We start from the raw sequence: 19371 nt of genomic DNA on the forward strand, positions 1-19371 counted from the left end.
GTCGACCATGGAGCTCTACGACGTCATGCGAACAACGTTCGCGGCGCGTGAGTTCACCGGGGACGACCTGCCCGACGACATGTTGCGGCGGATCTTCGACAACGCCCGGTTCGCCCCGAGCGGCGGCAACCGTCAAGGCGCCCACATCACCGTGGTGCGTGACGCCGACGCCCGTCGCCGGTTGGCCGAGTTGGGCGCCGGTGCCGCCCGTCGCTACTTCGCCCAGCTGAATGCCGGTGAAAAACCTTGGAACTCAATACATCCCAGCTCAGTTTCGCAAGGCGTCATCGATACCACGGAGATTCCCGAAGCGTTCGTTGCGCCGTTCTTGCATGCCCCGGTGGTGCTCGTCGTCTCCGTGGACCTGGGCGTCGTGGCGGCTATCGATCAAGAACTGGACCGCGTCGGACTGGCCGCCGGCGCGTCGGTGTATCCCCTGGTGTGGAACATCTTGTTGGCCGCCCGAAACGAGGGCTATGGCGGCACCATCACGACGATGGCGATCGCCGAGGAGGCGCAAGTTCGTCAACTGCTGGGAATCCCTGACACGCACGCGGTCGCCGCGTTGGTACCGCTCGGCAGGCCTGCCCGGCAGCTGACCAAGTTGCGCCGCCAGCCGATCGGGCAGTTCGTCACCCGCGAACGGTTCGACGGCGCCGCATTCGACGACTGATGCAGTCCGTGGCGCTGATAGCTTAAATAGATGAAAGAGATAGATCTGGAAGCCCTTTCGACGCCGGAACACGGCTACACCGTCATCGACGAGGACGAAGACGACCCGGTCTTGTGCGACCAGGACGGCAACAACATCGACACGTGGCGAGAGGGATATCCCTACGACCACAGAATGCCGCGCGACGAATACGAACACGTGAAGCGGCGGCTGCAAATCGAGTTGCTGAAGCTGCAGAAGCACAGCCAGGCCACCGGCACCCGGCATGTGGTCGTGTTCGAGGGTCGTGACGCGGCGGGCAAGGGCGGCACCATTCAGCGGTTCATGGAGCATCTCAATCCACGCCACGCCCGGGTGGTGGCGTTGGAGAAGCCCAGCGAGCGCGAACAAACGCAGTGGTATTTCCAGCGCTACATCACCCATCTGCCTGCCGGCGGTGAGATCGTACTGTTCGACCGGTCGTGGTACAACCGCGCGGGCGTCGAGAAGGTGATGGGATTCTGCACCGACGATCAATACCGCGAATTCATGGAGCAGGCACCAGAATTCGAACGGATGCTGGTCGACAACGGCATCAGCCTCACCAAGTTCTGGTTCTCGATTTCCCCCGCCGAGCAACGCACCCGGTTCGCCGTCCGATTGGTCGACCCGGTTCGGCAATGGAAGTTCTCGGCGATGGATATCGAGTCGGTGAACAGGTGGGACGACTACACCGCGGCGAAAGAAGCCATGTTCGAAGCGACCGATACCGACGTCGCACCCTGGATTGTGGTCAAGAGCAACGACAAGAAACGAGCCCGGATCAACGCCATGCGCTACGTCCTCGCCAAATCCGACTACGCCGACAAGGACGATGAGGTTGTCGGCGAGCCGGATCCACGAATCGTGGGCCGGGCCTTGGCCGACTGAGAGTCAGGCGTCCCAACTGGTGAGGTCGCGGGTCGGGATGCCGTTGTCCGCGCAGTAGCGGGTATAGCGATCGATGGACGTCTTGGGGTTTTCCTGCCAGAGGATCTTGTTGTCCTGATCGAGAAAGAGCAATTCCCCGACCATGTAGAAGAAAACCTCTGTGTCCTCGAAGCTTTCGGGAGTGTGTGAGGATCCCGCAACTTCGTAGAGGGTGTCGCCGGCACGCGAGATCCAACTGCTTTCCTTGTAGCGCCAGGCTCCGCTGACTGTGTGCGCCACGACAATGCCGGTATGGTAATGCGTCCCCAGTTCCACGTCGGCGGGAATCTTCATCGAGACGATGATCTCCGCACGCACCGGGTCGATCTTCCAGTATTTCAGGAAGACTCGGTCGCTGAGTGGCGTAAACGGTACCCACGGGTTATCGGCGCCGCTCATGTAATTGACGTCGAGCTCTTGCAGAGTTTCCATGAACCTTCTCCTCGTCTCGGTGTGGCCCACTAAGGGCTGGTCCCAGACGTTAGGAGAGGCGGTGGCGAATACGCTCGGGGCCCCGCAACAAAGTTGGGCCATCCGCTTGTGCTGTGCGCACAGTTCCTCACCGCTGCGTCGTCAGCCCGCGCATCGCGGGTAACAGCGCTAGCGCGACCGACAGGTCGAGGGAATTGGTGTCGATCGGGCGGCCGAGAAGTTCTTCAGCCTGGTGGACCCGGTAGCTGACGGTGTTGGCATGCACCGTAAGCCGTTGCGCGGCTTTGGCGGGACTCCGGTTTTCCTCGAGATAGGCCGCGAGGGTGGTCGCGATCCGATACGTCCCTTCGTCATTGGCGGCCAACGGACCCAAGATGCGTTTGACGAACGCCACCGCATGCTCGCCGTCTGCGCTGGCGAGCGCCGCGACGGCGACATCGCGGTAGCGTGTCACCGCGGGGGCGCGGTCGCCGAGCAACAACGCCACCCGGTGAGCGTGCGAGGCCTCGAAGTGAGTGCGGCGAAAACCGCCCATCCCCCATCCAGGTTCACCGATGGCCACCGAAACGCCTTCCGGTAGAGAAGTTTTGCTGCAAATGTGCGCTACATCCAAGTCGTTGGTGGTAAACGGCTGTGGCCGGCTGAGCCAGGCCGCAATAGCGATGGCACCGGCTGGGTGGACCAAGTTGCTTTGTGCAGCGACGGTACGCGTGAGCTGGGTCAGCGCCTCGGTAAGCGTTTGCGCGTCATGGTCGTCACGCGCCGTCTCCAGCCACGCGCTGACGCCGACATGATGGCGATTAATGTCGTAGCGTAACCGCTTCGACGCCCGCTGCGGGTCGTCTTCGCGTTCGGCGAGAATGTCGTCAACCGCCCCGGCGCGCGCAGCGGCGGCACCTCGCAGCCACGCCTCCCGTTCGGTTTCGTAGAGATGTTCAGCCTGAACCAGGAACGCGTCGCAATAGGCGAACAGCAAGTTGGTTGCCAAATCGAGCGCCCTGGGCTGCGCGGCCATCGGCGAGTTCGCGGTTATCCGCTCGAACAGCCATTGCCACGTGTGCTGCTGCCCCAGACGCACGGAACGAAGGAGCTCGTTGAGCGGAGTGTTCCGTTGCACGCCAGAGCGGGCGATGACGGCGGTTGGCGGCGCAATGTCGAATCGACGCGGGTCGTCGCCGATTTCGATGCACTGAGCGATTTGGCGGAGAATGGCTTCGACGCTGGCGAGCTGTTCGGCCACGGCCGACGCGTCGGGAACTATCTTCGGCAGCTCAGCCTGTAAGCGCTCGACTATGCGAACAGCCAATTGCGGTGCGCACGTTTGCAACTCAGCGGCGACGGGCTTCAGCACCTCGTTCCATGCATCGCGGGCGATCGGATCCTGCAGGGGTGGCCACCGGGGCTCCATGTCGGCAAAATCTAATCTGGTTGTGCTGCCGGCACAACGACCGCGGGCCCCCGACTGGAAGGACTAACGCCATGTCCACCTGGCTCATCACAGGCTGCTCGACCGGACTCGGCCGCGCGCTGGCCGAAGCCGTGATCGACGCCGGCCACAACGCCGTCGTCACCGCCCGCGATGTCAACAAGGTGGCAGACCTAGCCGACAGCGAACCCGAGCGGGTGCTCGCCGTCGCACTGGACGTCACCAAACCCGATCAGATCACTGCCGCCGTGCAGCAGGCCGAAGACCGGTTCGGCAGCGTCGACGTGCTGGTCAACAATGCCGGGTACGGGTACCGGGCCGCGGTGGAAGAGGGGGACGACGCGCAGGTCCGCGAGTTGTTCGAGACGCACTTCTTCGGCACCGTCGCGATGATCAAGGCGGTCCTGCCCGGAATGCGGGCCCGCCGCAGCGGCGCCATAGTCAACATCTCGTCGATCGGCGTGCAGCTGACCCCGGTGGGATCCGGCTACTACTCGGCGGCCAAAGCCGCCGTCGAAAGCCTCAGCGGAGCCCTGTGCGGCGAGCTGGCGCCGCTCGGTATCTCGGTGATAGTCGTTGAGCCGGGCGCATTCCGGACCGACTTCGCCGGACGCTCGCTCATCGAGTCGCCGACGAGGATCGACGACTACGACGGCACCGCCGGAAAGCGGCGCAAAGAGAACGACATCATGCACGGAACTCAGTCCGGCGACCCCGCCAAGGCCGCCGCCGCGATCATCGGCGTGGCCGAGGCAACCGATCCGCCGTCATTCCTGCTGCTGGGACCCGACGCACTGATTGCCTACCGCTACATCGCCGATCGCCGTGCGAAAGAGATCACCAAATGGGAGGCGGTCACCACCGCCACCGACTTCGACTGACACCAGGCAGACGCTTCCGTTGAGGGATTAACGCGCGCACCATGGAGGGGTCCGCGATCTCACAGGATCGAGAAGGGAGCGGGCGATGAAGGCCCAGGTCGGCGATTTCCTCGTGGTCAAAGGCACGACCACGGAACGACACGATCAACATGCGGAAATCATCGAGGTGCGTTCGGAAGACGGTTCGCCGCCGTACGTCGTGCGGTGGCTGGTGACCGGGCACGAGGCGACGGTGTACCCCGGCTCTGACGCGGTCGTCGTGACCGCCGCCGAACACACCGAGTCCGCGCGGCGTGCCGCGGCGCGGGCCGGGCACGGGCCGAAATAGCGTCGCCTCGCCAGCGCCGAACCCACAGAACGGGACATCCCGGTAATCAATTCGCCCGGTCGGAGAACACTATTCTCCTCAGACGAGAAACATATTACGATCGCTTCTGATCCATGGACGGCGATGCAAGGAGATCGGTCGTGTGGGACACAGTCGGTCTCGACCGATCGCGCGACGGCGTCGCCATGCTGCAGCTCAACCGGCCAGAGCGTCTCAACGCCATCAACGAGGCGATGCAGGGCGAATTACGGTCAGCCTTAAGCGATTTGGCCGCCGATCGGTCGGTGCGTACCGTCGTCTTAACCGGCGCCGGCCGCGGCTTCTGCGCCGGCATCGACCTGCGCGATTTCGGAGCCAGTGCCCCGGAAGCCACCGCGCCCGCACTGGATCGGATGCGCTTCCAGGAGAGCATGGCGGCCCTCACCGAGGCCATCCGTCAGCTGCCGCAGCCCGTCATCGCCGCGGTCAACGGTCCGTGCGTCGGAGCCGGATTCGCGCTGTGTCTGGCATCAGATATCCGGATCTGTTCGGCGACAGCGTCTTTCGGCAACGCGGCCATCCTCCTCGGTCTCTCGGGCGCCGAGATGGGGATGAGCTATCACCTGCCCCGCATCGTCGGCACCAGCGTGGCCGCCGACTGGATGCTTACCGGCCGGACGGTATCGGCGCAGGAAGCCGATCGCCGTGGTCTGGTCAGCGAAATCGTCGAGCCCGACCGGTTGATCGACCGTGCGGTGGAGTTGGCGACGCTGGTCGCGGGTCTCGCTCCGCTGGGTGTGCAGCTGACCAAGCGGGCCCTGCAAGTCAACACCGACGCGGCCAGCCTGTCGTCCGCGCTGGAACTGGAGAACCGAAACCAAGTGCTCTCCCATGCTACCGACGACGCTGCCGGACGCCGCAAGAAGTGGTCTTCATGATCAGAGAGGACGACAGATGTCGTGGGATTTCTCCACTGACCCACAATGGGCGCAGCAGCTCGAGTGGGTGGAAGACTTCGTGCACACCGAATGCGAGCCGATCGACCTGATCGTCAAGGAATCTCACGACCTCGACGACCCGGTTCGCCAAGCCCTCATCCCGCCGCTGCAGGAGATCGTCAAAGAGCGTGGCCTATGGGCCACCCACCTCGGGCCGCATCTGGGTGGTCCCGGCTACGGCCAAGTGAAGCTGGCGCTGCTCAACGAGATTTTGGGCCGCTCGGAGTGCGCGCCCATCGTCTTCGGCTCGCAAGCACCAGATTCCGGCAACAGCGAAATCCTCGCCCACTACGGCACACCCGAGCTCAAGGAGCGTTACCTCGAGCCGTTGCTGGACAACCGCATCGTGTCCTGCTTTTCGATGACCGAGCCGCAGGGCGGTGCGGACCCGAAAGTATTCCGCACCAACGCCGTTCAAGACGGCGACCACTGGATCATCAACGGCGAGAAGTGGTTCTCGTCGTTCGCCTCGATGGCCTCGTTCATCATCGTGATGGCCATGACCGACCCGGAGGCACCGCCGTATCAGCGCTACTCGATGTTCGTCGTGCCCGGAGACACCCCGGGTATCAACGTGTTGCGCAACGTCGGACTCGGGTATCAGCCACTCAGCGGCGGTGGCCGTGAGGGTTACGTCCGCTACGAGAACGTCCGGGTGCCAGACGATCACATGCTCGGTCCGCGCGGCGGGGCGTTCGTCGTCGCGCAAACCCGCCTGGGCGGCGGCCGAATTCACCACGCCATGCGGACGGTCGGGCTGGTACGGCGCATCTTCGACATGATCTGTGAGCGCGCGGTGTCGCGCTATACCCAGGGCGAGGTACTGGCCAACAAGCAACTGGTGCAGGAGATGGTCGCCGACTCCTGGATGGAGATCGAGGCCTTTCGCCTGCTGACCCTTCAAACAGCCTGGAAGATAGACCAATTCAACGACTACAAGGCGGTTCGTGCTGACATCTCGGCGGTGAAGGCGATGATGCAGAAGGTGCTGCACGACGTGTCGTCACGTGCGCTGCAACTGCACGGATCGCTGGGTACCACGCACGAAATGCCCTTTGTGCAGTACCTGGTGGAGTCGTTCGTACTCGGCCTGGCCGACGGTCCGACCGAGGTGCACAAGGTGACGCTGGCCCGCCTGCTGCTCAAAGACCGCCCCGCTGCGCCGGATCTGTTTCCCTCCGAACACCTCCTGCGGTTGCGCGAGGCTGCGGAAGCGAAGTTCGCCGACAAGCTGGCGGGCATTGCCCGGCAATAGTCGGCTCAGACCGCCTTGGTGACACCGACATAGGACAGCACCACGTCGGATTGATCGGTGATTCGAGTCAGCGTCGCATAGGAGCGAATGAACGACTGGCCCACACATCCGTCGATCTTGATGTGGAAGTTGGAGATCATGACCCAGGGGTCGGGGCCCTTGAACTGTTTCTTGACCACCGGCACCGCGATCACGAGGCCGGGTTTCATGCCCACGGTCATCACACCGTTGACCGGCGTGGTGACAAACGGCAGCAGCGGCGGCAAGGTACCGGTGGTGTCGAATGTCGGCGTGACGCCCGGGGCGACGCCGGCGTTACCACCCATCGTGACACCGTTGGAGGTGCTCATGTCGATTCCACAGCCGATTTGGTAGCCCACCTCCAGCGAGCCCCGAGCCAATTCTGGTCCCCTCAGCGACGCGACGAATATTCCGCTGGACAGGTATTCCCGGGAAGATACCGCAGTTGTCAACGGCGCAACGGGAACCTGCATTTCATCCTTTGCTCCGAGCGCCAAGGTCCATCCGTCGGGAGTGTTGACGGTTGCCGGCGGGTTGGACGCCACTCGCCCGTCGGCCGGCAATGCCGCATCCGGGGGCGCGGGCGCAGAGTTGGGGTCAGCACCGGTGCAAGGCGCCGTTGCCACCGACATGACGAGGCAAACGGAGACAACCAGAGCACGACGAACGACCACGTGAATCGGCCTCACGGCGCCACCGTATGCACTGTCCGATTCGCGGCGCGAAATTTGCTGGCTAACAAACTGAAGTTGTTGCGCGTTCGTAATAGGTACGCGATATGTGTGCCGAATGCTTGGGACGGGCGGCCTTGCGTGCCTGGCCAGCAATCTTTCGTCACTCCGATTGCCGAGGCGTAGAATCGTGGCATTGATGCACGGCAAACGAAGAAGGCGACGATGAAGTCTCGTGCGTGCGCTCGCGGACTGGTTGCCGGTGCGATCGGTCTGTTCACCTTCTTAGGCGGCACCGGCGTGGCGCGAGCCGACCCAGACATCGACCCTATGCCGGGCCCGGATCCAATCGAGCAGCTGGTAGCGGAGACTCCGGCACTGGTGGTGGATACACAGGACGAAGGCGGTCCTGGACTGGACTGGGACGGTGTCGGAATGTATTGCCAGAACCTCTTCGTCCGCTGCCGGTGAGTCGCCGATCTCATCCGTTCGGTTTCGACCAGCCCACTTCGGCAAGGAACGACTGGGTGTGCGCGATGCGCCCGGTCATCGTCTTCGGATCACAGGTGCACAACCGCAGAGCGGTCTCGGTGATCAGTTCGATGTCTTCGGTGTCGGTCTTGGCCAGATCGAGGGTGCCCGCCCCGGGAGTGGCTACCGGATTCGACGGCGCGGCGGCGTTGACCGCGATCCCGTCGTCGTAGAGTTCGGCGGCAAGGCTTTTCGTCAAGCGGTTGAGTGCCGCTTTGGCCGTTCCGTAAATGCCGAACCCGGCGGTGCGGTCGAAGTCGGAGAACGGTGGCCCCGGCGGCAGATCGCCACCCACGGAGGTGACGTTCAGAATCCAGCCCCGGCCGCGGTCGCGCATCTTCGGAATCGCCAACTGGATCAAGTGCAATGGCCCGAAAAGATGCATCTCCATCATCAGCCGGACACGCCGGTCCGGGAACTCGTCAAGCGGACGCAGGAATGTCACTGCGGCGTTGTTGACCAGAATGTCGGGGGCGCCGACTGCGTTGACCACTTCGGCGAAAAGCCTTTCACGCTCTTCGGCCTTGGATAGGTCCGCCTGGATGGCGACGGCCCGGCCGCCGGCGGCGGTGATCTCGTCGACGGTCTGCTGCAGGGAACCCTGATATTTGGGATCGGGGTCCAGGGTGCGTGCGGTCAGTGCCACCGTGGCGCCGCGTGCGGCAAGCCGCGCCGCGATCGCCTTGCCCAGCCCGCGACTGCTTCCGGTGACCAGTGCCACCTTCCCGTCACACCGATCGTCACTCAACGTCTGGCCTCCTTGTCAGCGGATGGATTCCCTAAGGCATTGCGAAGCAAGGAGTTTCGTCAGGCTCGCAACGTTTTCCGGGTGCGCACCATATCGATCGAATAAGCGCCCGGACCGATGAAGACCAGCAAAAAGAAACCGAAGCAGAAGAGTATCGCCAATGCCCCGCCATTGCCGCCCGGCGGATCACCGATCGGCCACAGCGCCCGAGGTTGATGAATCCAGAAGTAGGCGACCGCCATTTGTCCCGAGGCAATGAACGCGGCCGCCCGGGTGAACAAGCCGCCCGCGATCAGAAGGCCAGTGATCAGTTCGATCAGTCCGGCATACCATCCCGGCCAGGATCCGACTTCGATTGCATACGGAGGCGGCACGGGCCAGTCGAAGATGATGTTCGAGCCGTATCCGGCGAACAGCAGGCCGTAGACAAATCGGAACAGGCTGATCACGGCCGGTGTGTAGCGGGCTACGCGTGGTGTCAGAGTTTTGATCACGATCCAACTTTAAGGGCTGCGAAATACCCGGATCCGGTGCGGCTATTCCGTACACTCTTGCCAACTTTCGGGCAGCAACCCCCTCCCCGGGCAGGCGGTCCGCCACAGCGCGCTTGGATGAGGACACACCATGATGGGCACCGGCATCAGGACCGCGGGCCTCGCGATCGCCACAGCGCTGGGACTGGGTTTGGCGCCGGGCACAGCCCACGCCGGGCCCTACTCGCCGAGCCCAGCGGAAGCCAGGGGCACGCTCTACGGCGATCCCGCAGCGGCCGCCCGGTTCTGGCGGCACCAGGAGTACGACGACGACTGCGTGCCGATGGCGGTCGCCGACGTGGTGGGTCAGCTGACTGGCGACCAACCGACCGAGGAGGCGATTGTCGCCGTCGCGCACTCGTCTCCCAGCACGGTGCACAAGGGACCGATGTATACCAAGCCCACGAAAAACCGGCCCGCGCAAGGCACTTCGTTTGCCGATGAACCGGCGCTGCTTGCCCACTACGGCATCCACGCCGTGAACTCCTACATGAACGACGGCCCGAAGGGCGGTGCTCCCACGGGGATGGATGTGCTCGAACAGGCCCTGGCCAAGGGCCGCAAGGTGATCGTCGCAGTCAACGCCGAACTCATCTGGGGCAGGCCCGTGCAGACCAAGACCCGCAGCGGCGCGCCCGACGCCAACCATGCCGTCGTGGTGACCGGCATCGACATCGCGGCGGGCACTGTGCACCTCAACGACAGCGGCAGCGTCACGGGCCGCGATGAGCAGGTACCCATCGACGTCTTCGCCCGATCATGGGCCAGCAGCGGCGACCAGATGACAGTCACCGACTGACTGCGCTTACCGTTCCCGTCCAGCCGAGCAGCGGGCGCCACAACTGGTGCCGGCTGGACGACATGCTGTGGCAGTGCGCGCTGCCGTCCAGGATGACCGTGGTGATCTCGGGGCTGCAGGAATACAACCCGGCCTCGGCGCGTGGATCTGGTGAGACATCAATCGGCGAAACCGAAGTCGCGCAACGGTTTCGAGCTCTCTCCGGTGCCCAACGAATCGATGGTCAGGACGGCGTAGCCGTTCTCGGTGGCGAATTCGGCGAAGCTGTATCCACGGTGTCCCGCAACGTTGAGGTCCCAGTAGTCGCGGCGGTAGGTGCCGCTGGGCAGGCAGACCAGTACGGCGCCGACGGGACCTTGAGTGCGCGCCGAATAGTAGGTCGCCGCCAACGATGCTTCCTCGCCGACCACGTCGCTGACATCGAAGCGCATCGACGATCGGCGCAAGACACCAGGAGTCATAGAGCGAGAATAGGTTGCCGCGCTGCCAAGAAGACGGGTGTGCCCGGCCGGGTTCGCCGGCACCCGTCGACAGCGAAACCGTCCCCAAAGCTTTGGTTTGCTGTGTATCGTCACACCCAGTCAACCTGACAACATACCCGCTCGTCAGCGGCTCGCGCCGCAGGACAAAGGAGTTAACAATGAACAGCTCGGCCGCACCCACCGCAGGCATACTTCGGCTACCGTCACGGGTCCGGCGGCCGAGAGCATTGGCTGGTTTGCTGGCAGCAGCCGCCTTCGCTGCGGCCGCCGCACCGCAGAGCATGTTGCCCACGGCCGCCGCCGACTCGCATCACACCGTGACCTATCAAGTCACCGGCGCCGGTGACGCTTTCTCGATCATCCCCGACCCCGGGACTCCGGTGTATCCGGCGAACACCAACACCTGGGTGCCGCTGCCCTGGTCGCAGACGGTGAAGGTGACCGGAAGCCCATATCTGGCGTTGAACTGGACCGACCACAACGGCACCCACGACTGCGTGATCACGGTGGACGGCAAGCCTGTCCCGCTCACCGAGCACTCGCCGGGTCGGTGCGCATACCAGATTCCCGGCTAGTCGCGCGCCAGCGCTCGCTGCGGCCCTTCAGCGTCTTCTCAGCAGCCCACCGGCAAACTGAGGGCAGAACTGCTCGGGAAGGGCCCAGCACGTGAACGTGTTCGTACGTCTACGGCCGCGCTATTGGGGCATTGCCACCCGCGCAGCGGCGGTATCCGCGGCGGTGGTCCTTGCCGCGCTCGCCTTGGCAACCGCCGGCCTGCTGGCCTTGCTTTACTTCTTGTTGCTTTCCGGCGTCGACGACGCCACGGGCGCCCGGGTCACCGATATCGTCACCGCTCTTCGAGTAAAAGCTCCCGCTCAGCTCGACGAGAGCCTCATGACCACGAACCAGCGGGTGGCGGCGGTGCAGGTTGTCGACGGCGACGGGCACGTGGTGCGCAGATCGTCGGGGGCGCCGACCTCGGCGTTGGCGCCCGCGGGACTATTCGGCCCCACACTTAAATCAGGCCTGCCCGACGATGTTTCACCGGGTGATGACATGCGCCTGGCCGGTCAGACCGTTGGCACCCCTGCCGGCACTTACACCGTCGTGGTGGGCGGTGCCAGCGAAGCGGTCGAAGGCATCGTTCGCACGGTGGCGATTCTGCTGGCGGCGGTTTCCCCACTCATGATCGCGGTGGCGACCTTTGGCAGCTATGCGCTCGTCAAACGCTCGCTGCGCTCGGTGGATGCGATTCGTAGTCGCGTCGCCGAAATTTCGGTGTCGGATCTGTCCGAGCGCGTTCCGGTGCCCGAAAGTCGTGACGAGATCGCGGCGCTGGCCGGGACGATGAACGCGATGCTCGAGCGTGTCGAGGCAGGTCACCTGGCGCAGCGTCAATTTGTCGGCGACGCTTCCCATGAGTTGCGCAGTCCGCTGACCACCATCATCTATGCGCTCGAGCTCGTCGAATCACATCCCGAGCTGCTCGACATCGACATGGCCACAAGCACTTTGCTGCCCGAGGCGCATCGGATGAAGGTGCTGGTGGAGGACTTGCTGTTATTAGCCCGCGCTGACGAGATAGGTTTGGCGATACCCACCGAGGAGGTGCGCCTCGCCGACATCGTCGAGTCGGCGGCCGCGCGGCTGCGCCGCGAAACCACGCTGGCGATCGACACCGACATCGACGGGCGCACCCGGGTGATCGGTGACGAGGCCGCGCTGGCACGCATGGTGCGCAATCTCGCCGACAACGCTGCCCGTCACGCCGCTTCGCGAATCGAGCTGTCGGTACACGAAGCCAACGGCGTCAAAGGCCAAGTCGTGTTCGTCATCGCCGACGACGGCCCGGGCATACCGGAGGCCGAGCGCAATCGGGTGTTCGACCGCTTCGTGCGCCTCGACACGGATAGATCACGCCAAAGCGGCGGCAGCGGCCTCGGGCTGGCGATCGTCGCGGAAATCGTCCGCGCACACCACGGCAGCATCACCATCAGCGATCGGCCGGGTGGGGGCGCCCGCATCACCGTTACGATCCCGTCAGGGCAATAGCCGGTATCCGACGCCCCGTATCGTCTCAATACTGTTGGTACCGAACGGGGTATCGATCTTGCGCCGCAAATAGCCAACGTAGACTTCCACCACGTTGGCCGGCCCACTGTAGTTGACGTCCCACACGTTGGCCAGGATGTCGGATTTGGTGAGCACCACGTCCTTGTTGCGGATCAAGTACTCCAAGACGCCGAACTCGCGTGCTGTCAAAGAGATCTCAGTGCCATCGCGGGTGACCAGGCGCCGGGACGGGTCCAGCGACAACCTGCCCGCGGTGAGAACCGTCGGGCGTTCCGGCGCACCGCGCCGCACCAATGCCCGCAGCCGGGCGACCAGGATCTTGAATGAGAACGGCTTGGTCAGGTAATCGTCAGCGCCCAAGTCGAATGCGTCGGTCTGGTCGTACTCGCCGTCCTTGGCGGTCAGCATGATGACCGGAGTCCACACCTTGGCGCGGCGCATCCTGCGCAGTACTTCGTAACCGCTTTGGCCGGGCAACATGATGTCCAGGAGTATGACGTCGAAATCGTTCTCCAGGGCTTCGTGCAGGCCATCGTCGCCATTTGCGGCAGTGACCACGACAAAGCCTTCGGCGCGTAGGCCCTTCGCCACCATGGACGACAGGCGGTCCTCGTCCTCGACGAGTAGAACCTTCACCGCGCCACTCCTCGATTCTCCGGCGCACACGCGCTGCGACGCATGATCTGATTCTGCAGCGCCTGCCCTCGGCGGAGAACACCGAACCCGCGAGTTTTCTCAGCGACGTCTCAGCGAGGCTCTCCTACGCTGGCGCTGCCATGTTCAGAAGGGCCCGCCCCCGGATCGCATCTGTCGTTGCCCGTCAGCTGCTGGACTGCAAGGCGCGTCCGTTGGTAGAGGTTGAAATCGCTACCGACACCGGCCATGTCGGTCGAGGCGCATCGCCGACCGGCAGTTCGGTCGGCTTGCACGAGGCGTTCGTGCTGCGCGACGGCAACAGCGCAGAGTACGACGGGCTGAGCGTGCACCGCGCCGTCTCGGCAGTGCGCGACGAAATTGCTTGCGCTCTCGTGGGCGCCGAGCTCGACGATCCGCGAACTCTGGATCGGATCATGATCGAACTCGACGGCACGCACGACAAGCATCGGCTCGGCGGAAACGCGATCTACTCCACCTCGGTCGCGCTGCTGCGAGCGGCATCCGCGGCGGCGGGCATGCCCACCTACTCCTACGTCGGCGCACTGCTGGGACGCGAACGGCCGACCACCGTGCCGGTGCCCACTTTCAACATGATCAACGGTGGCCGCTACGGGGAGACGTTCCAGGCCTTCTCAGAGTTTCTCGTCGTGCCGTACCGCGCCGGCTCGATCGAGTCGGCGGTCGAGCTGGGGGTGCGCTTGTTCAGTGTCCTGGGTGATGTGCTCACCGACCGCCTCGGCCGGCCGCCGCAGCTCGCATCGTCGTACGGCTATGTCGCACCGTCCAGCGACCCGCGGGTGGTCATGGAGGTGCTTTCCGAAGCCGTTGAGCGCGCCGGCAGCGCCGACGTCATGGCGTTCGCGCTGGATTGTGCGTCTAGCCAGATGTACGACAAGCGCACACACACTTACCCACTCAACGGACAGCGGGTGACGGCGGAGGCATTGATCGACTACGCACGGACACTGTCAGAGGACTTCCCGATGGTGTTCATCGAGGACCTGCTCGACGCCGACGACTGGGACGGTTTCACCAAGGCGGTCGAAACCATCGACCGAGCAATCATTCTCGGTGACGATCTGATCGTCACCAACCGCGATCGCCTGCAACGGGCAGTGGAGCTTTCCGCCGTCGACGGGTTCATCCTGAAGCCCAATCAAGTGGGCACCATCGCTGAGGCGCTGGATTGCTTCGAATACGCTTCGGAGAACGGTATTCTGGCGATCCCGTCGGGCCGGTCGGGCGGTGTCATCGACGATGTCGTGATGGACCTGGCGGTGGGATTAGGGACACCGTTTCAGAAAAACGGCGCGCCACGATCCGGCGAGCGCATCGAGAAGCTCAACTTCCTGTTGCGGGCGGCCGAGCGAATCCCGAACTGCGGGCTGGCGGATGTGCCGGCCTTGGTGCGATTCTGACCCCGCGTGCAGATCCTTCACGTTCGACGCGCTCTAAGCTAGCAGGGCGGCGACGCACACCGCGAAAACGATCGAAAGTGCCAGCCAATCAGCGAATTTCGGGCGCGATGGGGCAGCCGAGAGCTGACCGGCACCGCCGCGGGCGGTGATCGCATCGCCCATCTCGTCCGCGCGCCGCAATGTCACGGTGATGACCGCGACGACCAGGTCGATCACTTCTGCGACCAGCTGCCGCAGACGGGCCCTGCGGCTTCCCGGTGTCTGTTTGGGCCGCATCCGGCGCACAGCGTAAAGCACCCGAAATTCGTCGATAAGCATCGGGAAGGTGCGCAGCGCGAGCGCCAAGGCAACAGACCAGTCGTCGATCGGGATCCGCAGCGGCCGCAGACGGCGCCCCAAAGTGGCTACCGCCGGCGCGATTTCGGCGACGTTGGTGGTCCACGACACCAGCGCGCCCAGGCCGAGCAACACGATCGACAGCGTGCCGATGCGCAGGAAGTCCAGCAGGCCGCCGAGTCCGAGCGAGAGCGGGCCCAAATGTATCTGCGGACTGCCGCCGGCGAATGCCGCAGTGGTACCGACGATGGCCAGCAGAATCCACAACCAGCGCGGGACCGAGGGCAGGGCCCCTCGGGGAATCCTGGCGACCCACACTCCGGCCAGTACCAGCGCAGCCATCAGCCCGATCGCCACCCAGCCCGGGTTGACCGTCAAGAACGCCGAGATGCCCAGTGCAGCAAGCAATTTAGTTCCTGCCCACAGCTGGTGAATACGGGATCGCCCGGGCACCGGGCGCAGCAACACGATCGGGCGCGGCGAGCGGCGGGCCGGGTGTTTGGCCGGCGCGGTCGCGGCCACGTCATGGCTTCGGGCCTGCCCCCCGGCAAGAGCCGGCGGCGGCACCAGCATGCCGTCACGCAGGTGCAGGGTGCGCGGGCAAAGCTCCTCGAGCCCCGCGAAGTCATGCGAAATGACCACCACGGTCAGACCGGTCGCGCGGCGCCGAGCCGCTAGCAGCCGAACAAGACCGCGCTGGCTGGCGGCGTCCAGTCCGGCCAGCGGCTCGTCGAGAATTAACACCCGAGGCGACCGCGCCAGCAGGCCGGCCAGGACTACGCGGCGCATCTGGCCGCCGCTGAGCTGATCGATGGGCCGCTTCGCCAGCGCGGCATCCAGGCCGACGGCGGCCAGCGCTGCTGTCACCCGGACGTGGTCGTCAGGCGAAAAGCCCGCCGCCGACGCCACTTCCAGGTCGACACGGCTGCGCATCAACTGCAGCCGGGCCGCTTGGAACTGTAGCGAGACGGCGCCGACCTGCTCAGCGGCGAGCCGCCCGTCGAGGAGACAGGTGCCGGACGTGGGCATGGTCAACCCCGCCATTATCCACGCCAGCGTCGACTTACCGGAGCCGTTGCCGCCGTGGATCAGCAGCCCGTCGCCTTCGTACACAGTGAAGCTGATACCACGCAGCGCGGTCTGCGCCCATGGGGTGCCGCTGCCGTATTCGTGGGCCACGCCTGCCAGTTCGAGCACCGGCGCATGGGACTGGCGGCCCGTCGCAACGGTCGGCGCCGGCGCGGCCGCGGTCTCGACCATGGCGGTGTTGTCGAGCGAGTCGCTGAGGTTGATTGTGCGGTCGGCGTAATTGGCTTCGTTGTTGTAGTGGGTGATGTGCACCAGCGCGGTCTGATGACGGTTGGTCAGGTTGGACAGCACGTCGAGCAGAGCGTCCCGGCCCCGCTGGTCGATCATGCTGGTCACCTCATCGGCGATGAGCAGTGCCGGCTCCCGCGCCAGCGCCGCGGCCACGGCCAGGCGCTGCAGTTCACCGCCGGACAGGCCGCCGGTGTCGCGGTCGGCGAGGCCGTCCAGCCCAACCTCGCGGAGTAATCGGTCGACATCCGTGGTCTTGCCGGGCGCTAGGCCCCAGACCACGTCGTCGGCAACTCGCGTGCCCAGTACCTGGCTTTCCGGGTGCTGCATGATGACGGCGGTGCCACCGATCTCGCCCAGACCCACGGCGCCGAGCCGCTCCACGGCGCCCGATGTCGGTTCGCGGCCGGCGAGCACCAGCATCAGTGTGGTTTTCCCCGACCCGTTGGCACCGGTTATTGCGACGTGTTCGCCGGCGCGCAGGTCCAGGCTGACGCAGCGCAGTGCGTCGTGGTCGGTGTGGGGGTAGCGCAGGCGTACCTGGTCCAGCCGCACCGGGACCGGCTGAATTGGCCCGCTGCCAACGGACGCGTCGAGCTTGTGCACATCGGGAACGACGCGGAGCCGTTCCAGCGCCCGGGACAGCGTCCACCAACCGATCATGGAGGCGCCCACGATCGCGACGACGGCATATCCGAGCACGAGCCACTGCCAGTAATTGAGTCCCTCGGCGAAGAACCGCTTGAGCTCCTGCGCGATCGTCTGCAGGTGGGGCACCCGCGCGACGAGCGTCGCGACTCCATCCACCGTGGCGGTGATCGTGTGGAATACCAGCTGCCGGAGCTTGGTCAGGACGGTCAATGCGACAACCCCCACGGCACCGACGACAGCACCGGCGCCGACGGACACCGCGAGCACGGTGGGCGTGCCGCGACGGCGTCGTTTCACGATTCCGGCCAGCCCGCCGACATAGGCGCACAGCGCGACCGCGCCGAAGCCGCTCACACCGACTACCAGGAAGCCGATCACGCCGGCGGCGACGGTCGCGGTAATCAGAACGCGGATTCGATACCGATAGGCCAGCAAGCCCATCGGCACGGTGCCCAGCAGTCCCAGTCCGCCTGCGTGCGGGAGGACGACGGTGATGATCGCGATGGCCGCGCATAAGGCGCCCATCACCGATGCCTGCGCCAGTTCGTTGGGTGGTAGCGACCGAGCCCGGCGAAGTCCGTCCGCCGGTAACGCGCGACGGTCCTCGAGATCATCCCGATAGCACGCCGAAATCGTTTGCCGCATCGCTTAATCGACCCCCAACCGGTTGTGCCTGCTGGAAAAAGAAACCCCTCTCAGGCATGGGAGCGCCAGTGTATAAGCGGGTCGCTGAGACGCCGCTGAGAAAGAAGGCGGCGCGGTCCGCGCCCGCAAAGTTCTTTGGCGGCTAGGCCAGGCTGAGCCAAAACCTGGGCACCGAATTTGCTGGCGGGGTCTAATGGGTGGATGGAATTGATGGTGCCCACCGACTCGCTGTATCTGATCGCCGAATCACGTGAGCACCCCCTGCACGTGGGCGGCTTGTCGTTGTTCAAGCCACCGGAGGGTGCGGGTCCGGAGTTCGTCCGGAATTTTACTGGCGCCCTGATTGCCGACGAACCAATCCAGCCCACCTTCCGTAAGCGTCCCGCCAGGATCGTGCCTGGGCTCGATATTCTGGCGTGGACCTACGACGACGAGATCGACGTCAACTACCACGTGCAGCGGGTGGCGCTGCCGTCGCCGGGTCGAGTGCGTGACCTGCTCGAGCTGACCGCCAAGCTGCATTCCACCTTGCTCGATCGGCGCCGTCCGCTGTGGGACGCGTATGTGATTGAGGGGCTCAACGATGGTCGCTTCGGCGTGTACATCAGGGTGCACCACTCTCTGATCGACGGCGCCGCGGGAGCGAAACTATTGGAGCGCGCATACTCGGCCGACCCATTCGAGACCCAGGTGCGGGCGATGTGGACCGTGCCGCAACTCGAGCGCCCCCCGACAGATCGCTCGTCCGTACTGGGCTCGCTGAGCAAAATGGCGGGATCTGTTGCGGGACTTCCGTCTTCAACGTTGAAGCTCGCCCGTGGGGCCCTCGTCGAGCAACAGTTGACCCTGCCCTTCGCGGCACCGCGCACCATGTTCAACGTCAAGATCGCCGACGCCCGCCGGTTCGCAGCTCAGTCGTGGTCGCTGGAGCGTGTGCTGCGGGTCAAGAAAGCCGCCGGGGTGAGCCTCAACGACGCAGTGCTGGCGATGTGTGCCGGAGCGTTGCGGTACTACCTGCTCGAGCAGGAGGCGCTGCCGGACACGCCACTGATCGCCTTGGTCCCGGTGAGCCTGCGCCCGGCGGCAGACGACGGCAGCAGCGGCAACAAGGTCGGCGCCATCCTGTGCAATCTGGCGACCGACATCGATGACCCCGCACAACGGATTGAGATCATCGCCGCGGCCATGCGGGGCAACAAGAAAGTACTGGGCGAACTGCCCCGCGCGCAGGTTGTGGCCTTGTCGGCGATGAGCATAGTTCCACTGGGCCTGGGAGATGTGCCGGGCTTCGTGTCGACGACGCCGCCACCCTTCAACCTCGTCATCTCGAATGTGCCAGGACCTGTTGAGCAAATGTATTCCGGCGGCGCCCGACTGGACGGCAGCTATCCGCTGTCTCACCTCACAAACGGGCAGGCTCTTAACATCACCTTTATCAACAGGGCCGGCCACCTCGATTTCGGTTTGCTGGCCTGCCGCCGCAGTGTGCCGCATCTTTCGCGGCTGCTGGAGCACCTGGAGTCGTCCCTCAAAGATTTGGAGCGTGCCCTCGGGGTGTGAAAACACGTT

At 64.6% G+C, this 19371-nt stretch carries 19 protein-coding genes and 1 pseudogene; 12 read left to right on the plus strand and 8 right to left on the minus strand.

Annotation, left to right across the window (positions count from 1 at the left end; genetic code table 11):
* The first annotated feature begins 7 nt into the window (after positions 1-7).
* A complete protein-coding gene (locus A5791_RS19160) occupies positions 8-673 on the plus strand; it encodes a nitroreductase family protein (RefSeq protein WP_067240196.1) in 666 nt (221 codons plus the stop codon).
* A gap of 30 nt (positions 674-703) precedes the next feature.
* Complete coding sequence (gene ppk2 / locus A5791_RS19165; protein ID WP_067240198.1) at positions 704-1582, plus strand: polyphosphate kinase 2; 879 nt, start codon at positions 704-706, stop codon at positions 1580-1582.
* 3 nt (positions 1583-1585) lie between these two features.
* On the opposite strand, the gene A5791_RS19170 is transcribed toward ppk2, so the two are convergent.
* Together A5791_RS19170 and A5791_RS19175 are read right to left on the minus strand one after the other, a co-directional pair.
* Positions 1586-2053, minus strand: coding sequence for a 2,4'-dihydroxyacetophenone dioxygenase family protein (locus tag A5791_RS19170; RefSeq protein ID WP_067240200.1), 468 nt, complete (start codon positions 2051-2053; stop codon positions 1586-1588).
* 127 nt (positions 2054-2180) lie between these two features.
* On the minus strand, positions 2181-3461 hold the full coding sequence (locus tag A5791_RS19175) for a CdaR family transcriptional regulator (RefSeq protein ID WP_067240202.1): 1281 nt from the start codon (positions 3459-3461) through the stop codon (positions 2181-2183).
* Between the two features lie 71 nt (positions 3462-3532).
* Between A5791_RS19175 and A5791_RS19180 the strand changes: the two genes are divergently transcribed.
* The 4 genes from A5791_RS19180 to A5791_RS19195 all read left to right on the plus strand — a co-directional run bounded on the left by A5791_RS19180 (position 3533) and on the right by A5791_RS19195 (position 6920).
* Entirely contained in the window at positions 3533-4360 is an 828-nt protein-coding gene (locus tag A5791_RS19180; protein WP_067240203.1) for an oxidoreductase, read from the plus strand.
* A gap of 85 nt (positions 4361-4445) precedes the next feature.
* A complete protein-coding gene (locus tag A5791_RS19185; protein WP_067240204.1) occupies positions 4446-4688 on the plus strand; it encodes a DUF1918 domain-containing protein in 243 nt (80 codons plus the stop codon).
* 140 nt (positions 4689-4828) lie between these two features.
* Positions 4829-5605, plus strand: coding sequence for an enoyl-CoA hydratase/isomerase family protein (locus tag A5791_RS19190; protein ID WP_369828102.1), 777 nt, complete (start codon positions 4829-4831; stop codon positions 5603-5605).
* 16 nt (positions 5606-5621) lie between these two features.
* The gene (locus A5791_RS19195; RefSeq protein ID WP_067240206.1) at positions 5622-6920 is read left to right on the plus strand and encodes an acyl-CoA dehydrogenase family protein; all 1299 of its coding nucleotides are present in this window, start codon (positions 5622-5624) and stop codon (positions 6918-6920) included.
* Positions 6921-6925: 5 nt separating this feature from the next.
* On the opposite strand, the gene A5791_RS19200 is transcribed toward A5791_RS19195, so the two are convergent.
* Positions 6926-7573, minus strand: a complete 648-nt coding sequence (locus A5791_RS19200) for an MspA family porin (protein ID WP_067240207.1) — start codon at positions 7571-7573, stop codon at positions 6926-6928.
* A 264-nt stretch (positions 7574-7837) separates the two neighbouring features.
* Here A5791_RS19200 and A5791_RS19205 point away from each other — a divergent pair, with 264 nt between their 5' ends.
* On the plus strand, positions 7838-8083 hold the full coding sequence (locus A5791_RS19205) for a hypothetical protein (protein WP_067240208.1): 246 nt from the start codon (positions 7838-7840) through the stop codon (positions 8081-8083).
* 10 nt (positions 8084-8093) lie between these two features.
* Here A5791_RS19205 and A5791_RS19210 read toward each other — a convergent pair whose 3' ends face one another.
* Together A5791_RS19210 and A5791_RS19215 are read right to left on the minus strand one after the other, a co-directional pair.
* Positions 8094-8891: an SDR family NAD(P)-dependent oxidoreductase gene (locus A5791_RS19210; RefSeq protein ID WP_067240209.1), complete on the minus strand. Its 798-nt coding sequence runs from the start codon at positions 8889-8891 to the stop codon at positions 8094-8096.
* A 59-nt stretch (positions 8892-8950) separates the two neighbouring features.
* Positions 8951-9385: a DoxX family protein gene (locus A5791_RS19215; protein ID WP_067240210.1), complete on the minus strand. Its 435-nt coding sequence runs from the start codon at positions 9383-9385 to the stop codon at positions 8951-8953.
* Positions 9386-9515: 130 nt separating this feature from the next.
* Between A5791_RS19215 and A5791_RS19220 the strand changes: the two genes are divergently transcribed.
* Complete coding sequence (locus tag A5791_RS19220; RefSeq protein ID WP_067240212.1) at positions 9516-10223, plus strand: C39 family peptidase; 708 nt, start codon at positions 9516-9518, stop codon at positions 10221-10223.
* Here the strand turns inward: A5791_RS19220 and A5791_RS27775 are convergent.
* Positions 10213-10684 (minus strand): annotated as a pseudogene (locus A5791_RS27775) (hypothetical protein). The gene A5791_RS19220 and the pseudogene A5791_RS27775 sit on opposite strands and share 11 nt — an antisense overlap.
* A 179-nt stretch (positions 10685-10863) precedes the next feature.
* Here A5791_RS27775 and A5791_RS19230 point away from each other — a divergent pair.
* Positions 10864-11280 (plus strand): hypothetical protein, encoded by a 417-nt coding sequence (locus A5791_RS19230; protein ID WP_156661509.1) that lies wholly within the window; start codon positions 10864-10866, stop codon positions 11278-11280.
* A gap of 91 nt (positions 11281-11371) precedes the next feature.
* Entirely contained in the window at positions 11372-12757 is a 1386-nt protein-coding gene (locus A5791_RS19235) for a HAMP domain-containing sensor histidine kinase (RefSeq protein ID WP_067240216.1), read from the plus strand.
* Here the strand turns inward: A5791_RS19235 and A5791_RS19240 are convergent.
* Complete coding sequence (locus A5791_RS19240; RefSeq protein ID WP_082967019.1) at positions 12746-13414, minus strand: response regulator transcription factor; 669 nt, start codon at positions 13412-13414, stop codon at positions 12746-12748. The two genes, A5791_RS19235 and A5791_RS19240, sit on opposite strands and share 12 nt — an antisense overlap.
* A gap of 140 nt (positions 13415-13554) precedes the next feature.
* On the opposite strand from A5791_RS19240, the gene A5791_RS19245 reads away from it, so the two are divergent.
* Positions 13555-14853 (plus strand): enolase C-terminal domain-like protein, encoded by a 1299-nt coding sequence (locus tag A5791_RS19245; RefSeq protein WP_067240218.1) that lies wholly within the window; start codon positions 13555-13557, stop codon positions 14851-14853.
* Between the two features lie 33 nt (positions 14854-14886).
* On the opposite strand, the gene A5791_RS19250 is transcribed toward A5791_RS19245, so the two are convergent.
* Complete coding sequence (locus tag A5791_RS19250) at positions 14887-17682, minus strand: DUF2232 domain-containing protein (protein WP_082967028.1); 2796 nt, start codon at positions 17680-17682, stop codon at positions 14887-14889.
* A 321-nt stretch (positions 17683-18003) separates the two neighbouring features.
* On the opposite strand from A5791_RS19250, the gene A5791_RS19255 reads away from it, so the two are divergent.
* Positions 18004-19362 carry a wax ester/triacylglycerol synthase family O-acyltransferase gene (locus A5791_RS19255; RefSeq protein WP_067240220.1) on the plus strand — a complete coding sequence of 453 codons (1359 nt, stop codon included), beginning with the start codon at positions 18004-18006 and terminating at the stop codon, positions 19360-19362.
* The last annotated feature ends 9 nt before the right edge of the window (positions 19363-19371 follow it).

The organism is Mycobacterium sp. 852002-51163_SCH5372311, assembly GCF_001667115.1.
Taxonomy (GTDB): Bacteria; Actinomycetota; Actinomycetes; order Mycobacteriales; family Mycobacteriaceae; genus Mycobacterium.

Bases quoted from the DNA above. Each gene is read 5' to 3' on its own strand.
- A5791_RS19160 (WP_067240196.1), top strand. From the start codon at position 8: ATGGAGCTCTACGACGTCATGCGAACAACGTTCGCGGCGCGTGAGTTC.
- ppk2 (WP_067240198.1), top strand. From the start codon at position 704: ATGAAAGAGATAGATCTGGAAGCCCTTTCGACGCCGGAACACGGCTAC.
- A5791_RS19170 (WP_067240200.1), bottom strand. From the start codon at position 2,053: ATGGAAACTCTGCAAGAGCTCGACGTCAATTACATGAGCGGCGCCGAT.
- A5791_RS19175 (WP_067240202.1), bottom strand. From the start codon at position 3,461: ATGGAGCCCCGGTGGCCACCCCTGCAGGATCCGATCGCCCGCGATGCA.
- A5791_RS19180 (WP_067240203.1), top strand. From the start codon at position 3,533: ATGTCCACCTGGCTCATCACAGGCTGCTCGACCGGACTCGGCCGCGCG.
- A5791_RS19185 (WP_067240204.1), top strand. From the start codon at position 4,446: ATGAAGGCCCAGGTCGGCGATTTCCTCGTGGTCAAAGGCACGACCACG.
- A5791_RS19195 (WP_067240206.1), top strand. From the start codon at position 5,622: ATGTCGTGGGATTTCTCCACTGACCCACAATGGGCGCAGCAGCTCGAG.
- A5791_RS19200 (WP_067240207.1), bottom strand. From the start codon at position 7,573: ATGTCGGTGGCAACGGCGCCTTGCACCGGTGCTGACCCCAACTCTGCG.
- A5791_RS19205 (WP_067240208.1), top strand. From the start codon at position 7,838: ATGAAGTCTCGTGCGTGCGCTCGCGGACTGGTTGCCGGTGCGATCGGT.
- A5791_RS19220 (WP_067240212.1), top strand. From the start codon at position 9,516: ATGATGGGCACCGGCATCAGGACCGCGGGCCTCGCGATCGCCACAGCG.
- A5791_RS19230 (WP_156661509.1), top strand. From the start codon at position 10,864: ATGAACAGCTCGGCCGCACCCACCGCAGGCATACTTCGGCTACCGTCA.
- A5791_RS19245 (WP_067240218.1), top strand. From the start codon at position 13,555: ATGTTCAGAAGGGCCCGCCCCCGGATCGCATCTGTCGTTGCCCGTCAG.
- A5791_RS19250 (WP_082967028.1), bottom strand. From the start codon at position 17,682: ATGGGCGCCTTATGCGCGGCCATCGCGATCATCACCGTCGTCCTCCCG.
- A5791_RS19255 (WP_067240220.1), top strand. From the start codon at position 18,004: ATGGAATTGATGGTGCCCACCGACTCGCTGTATCTGATCGCCGAATCA.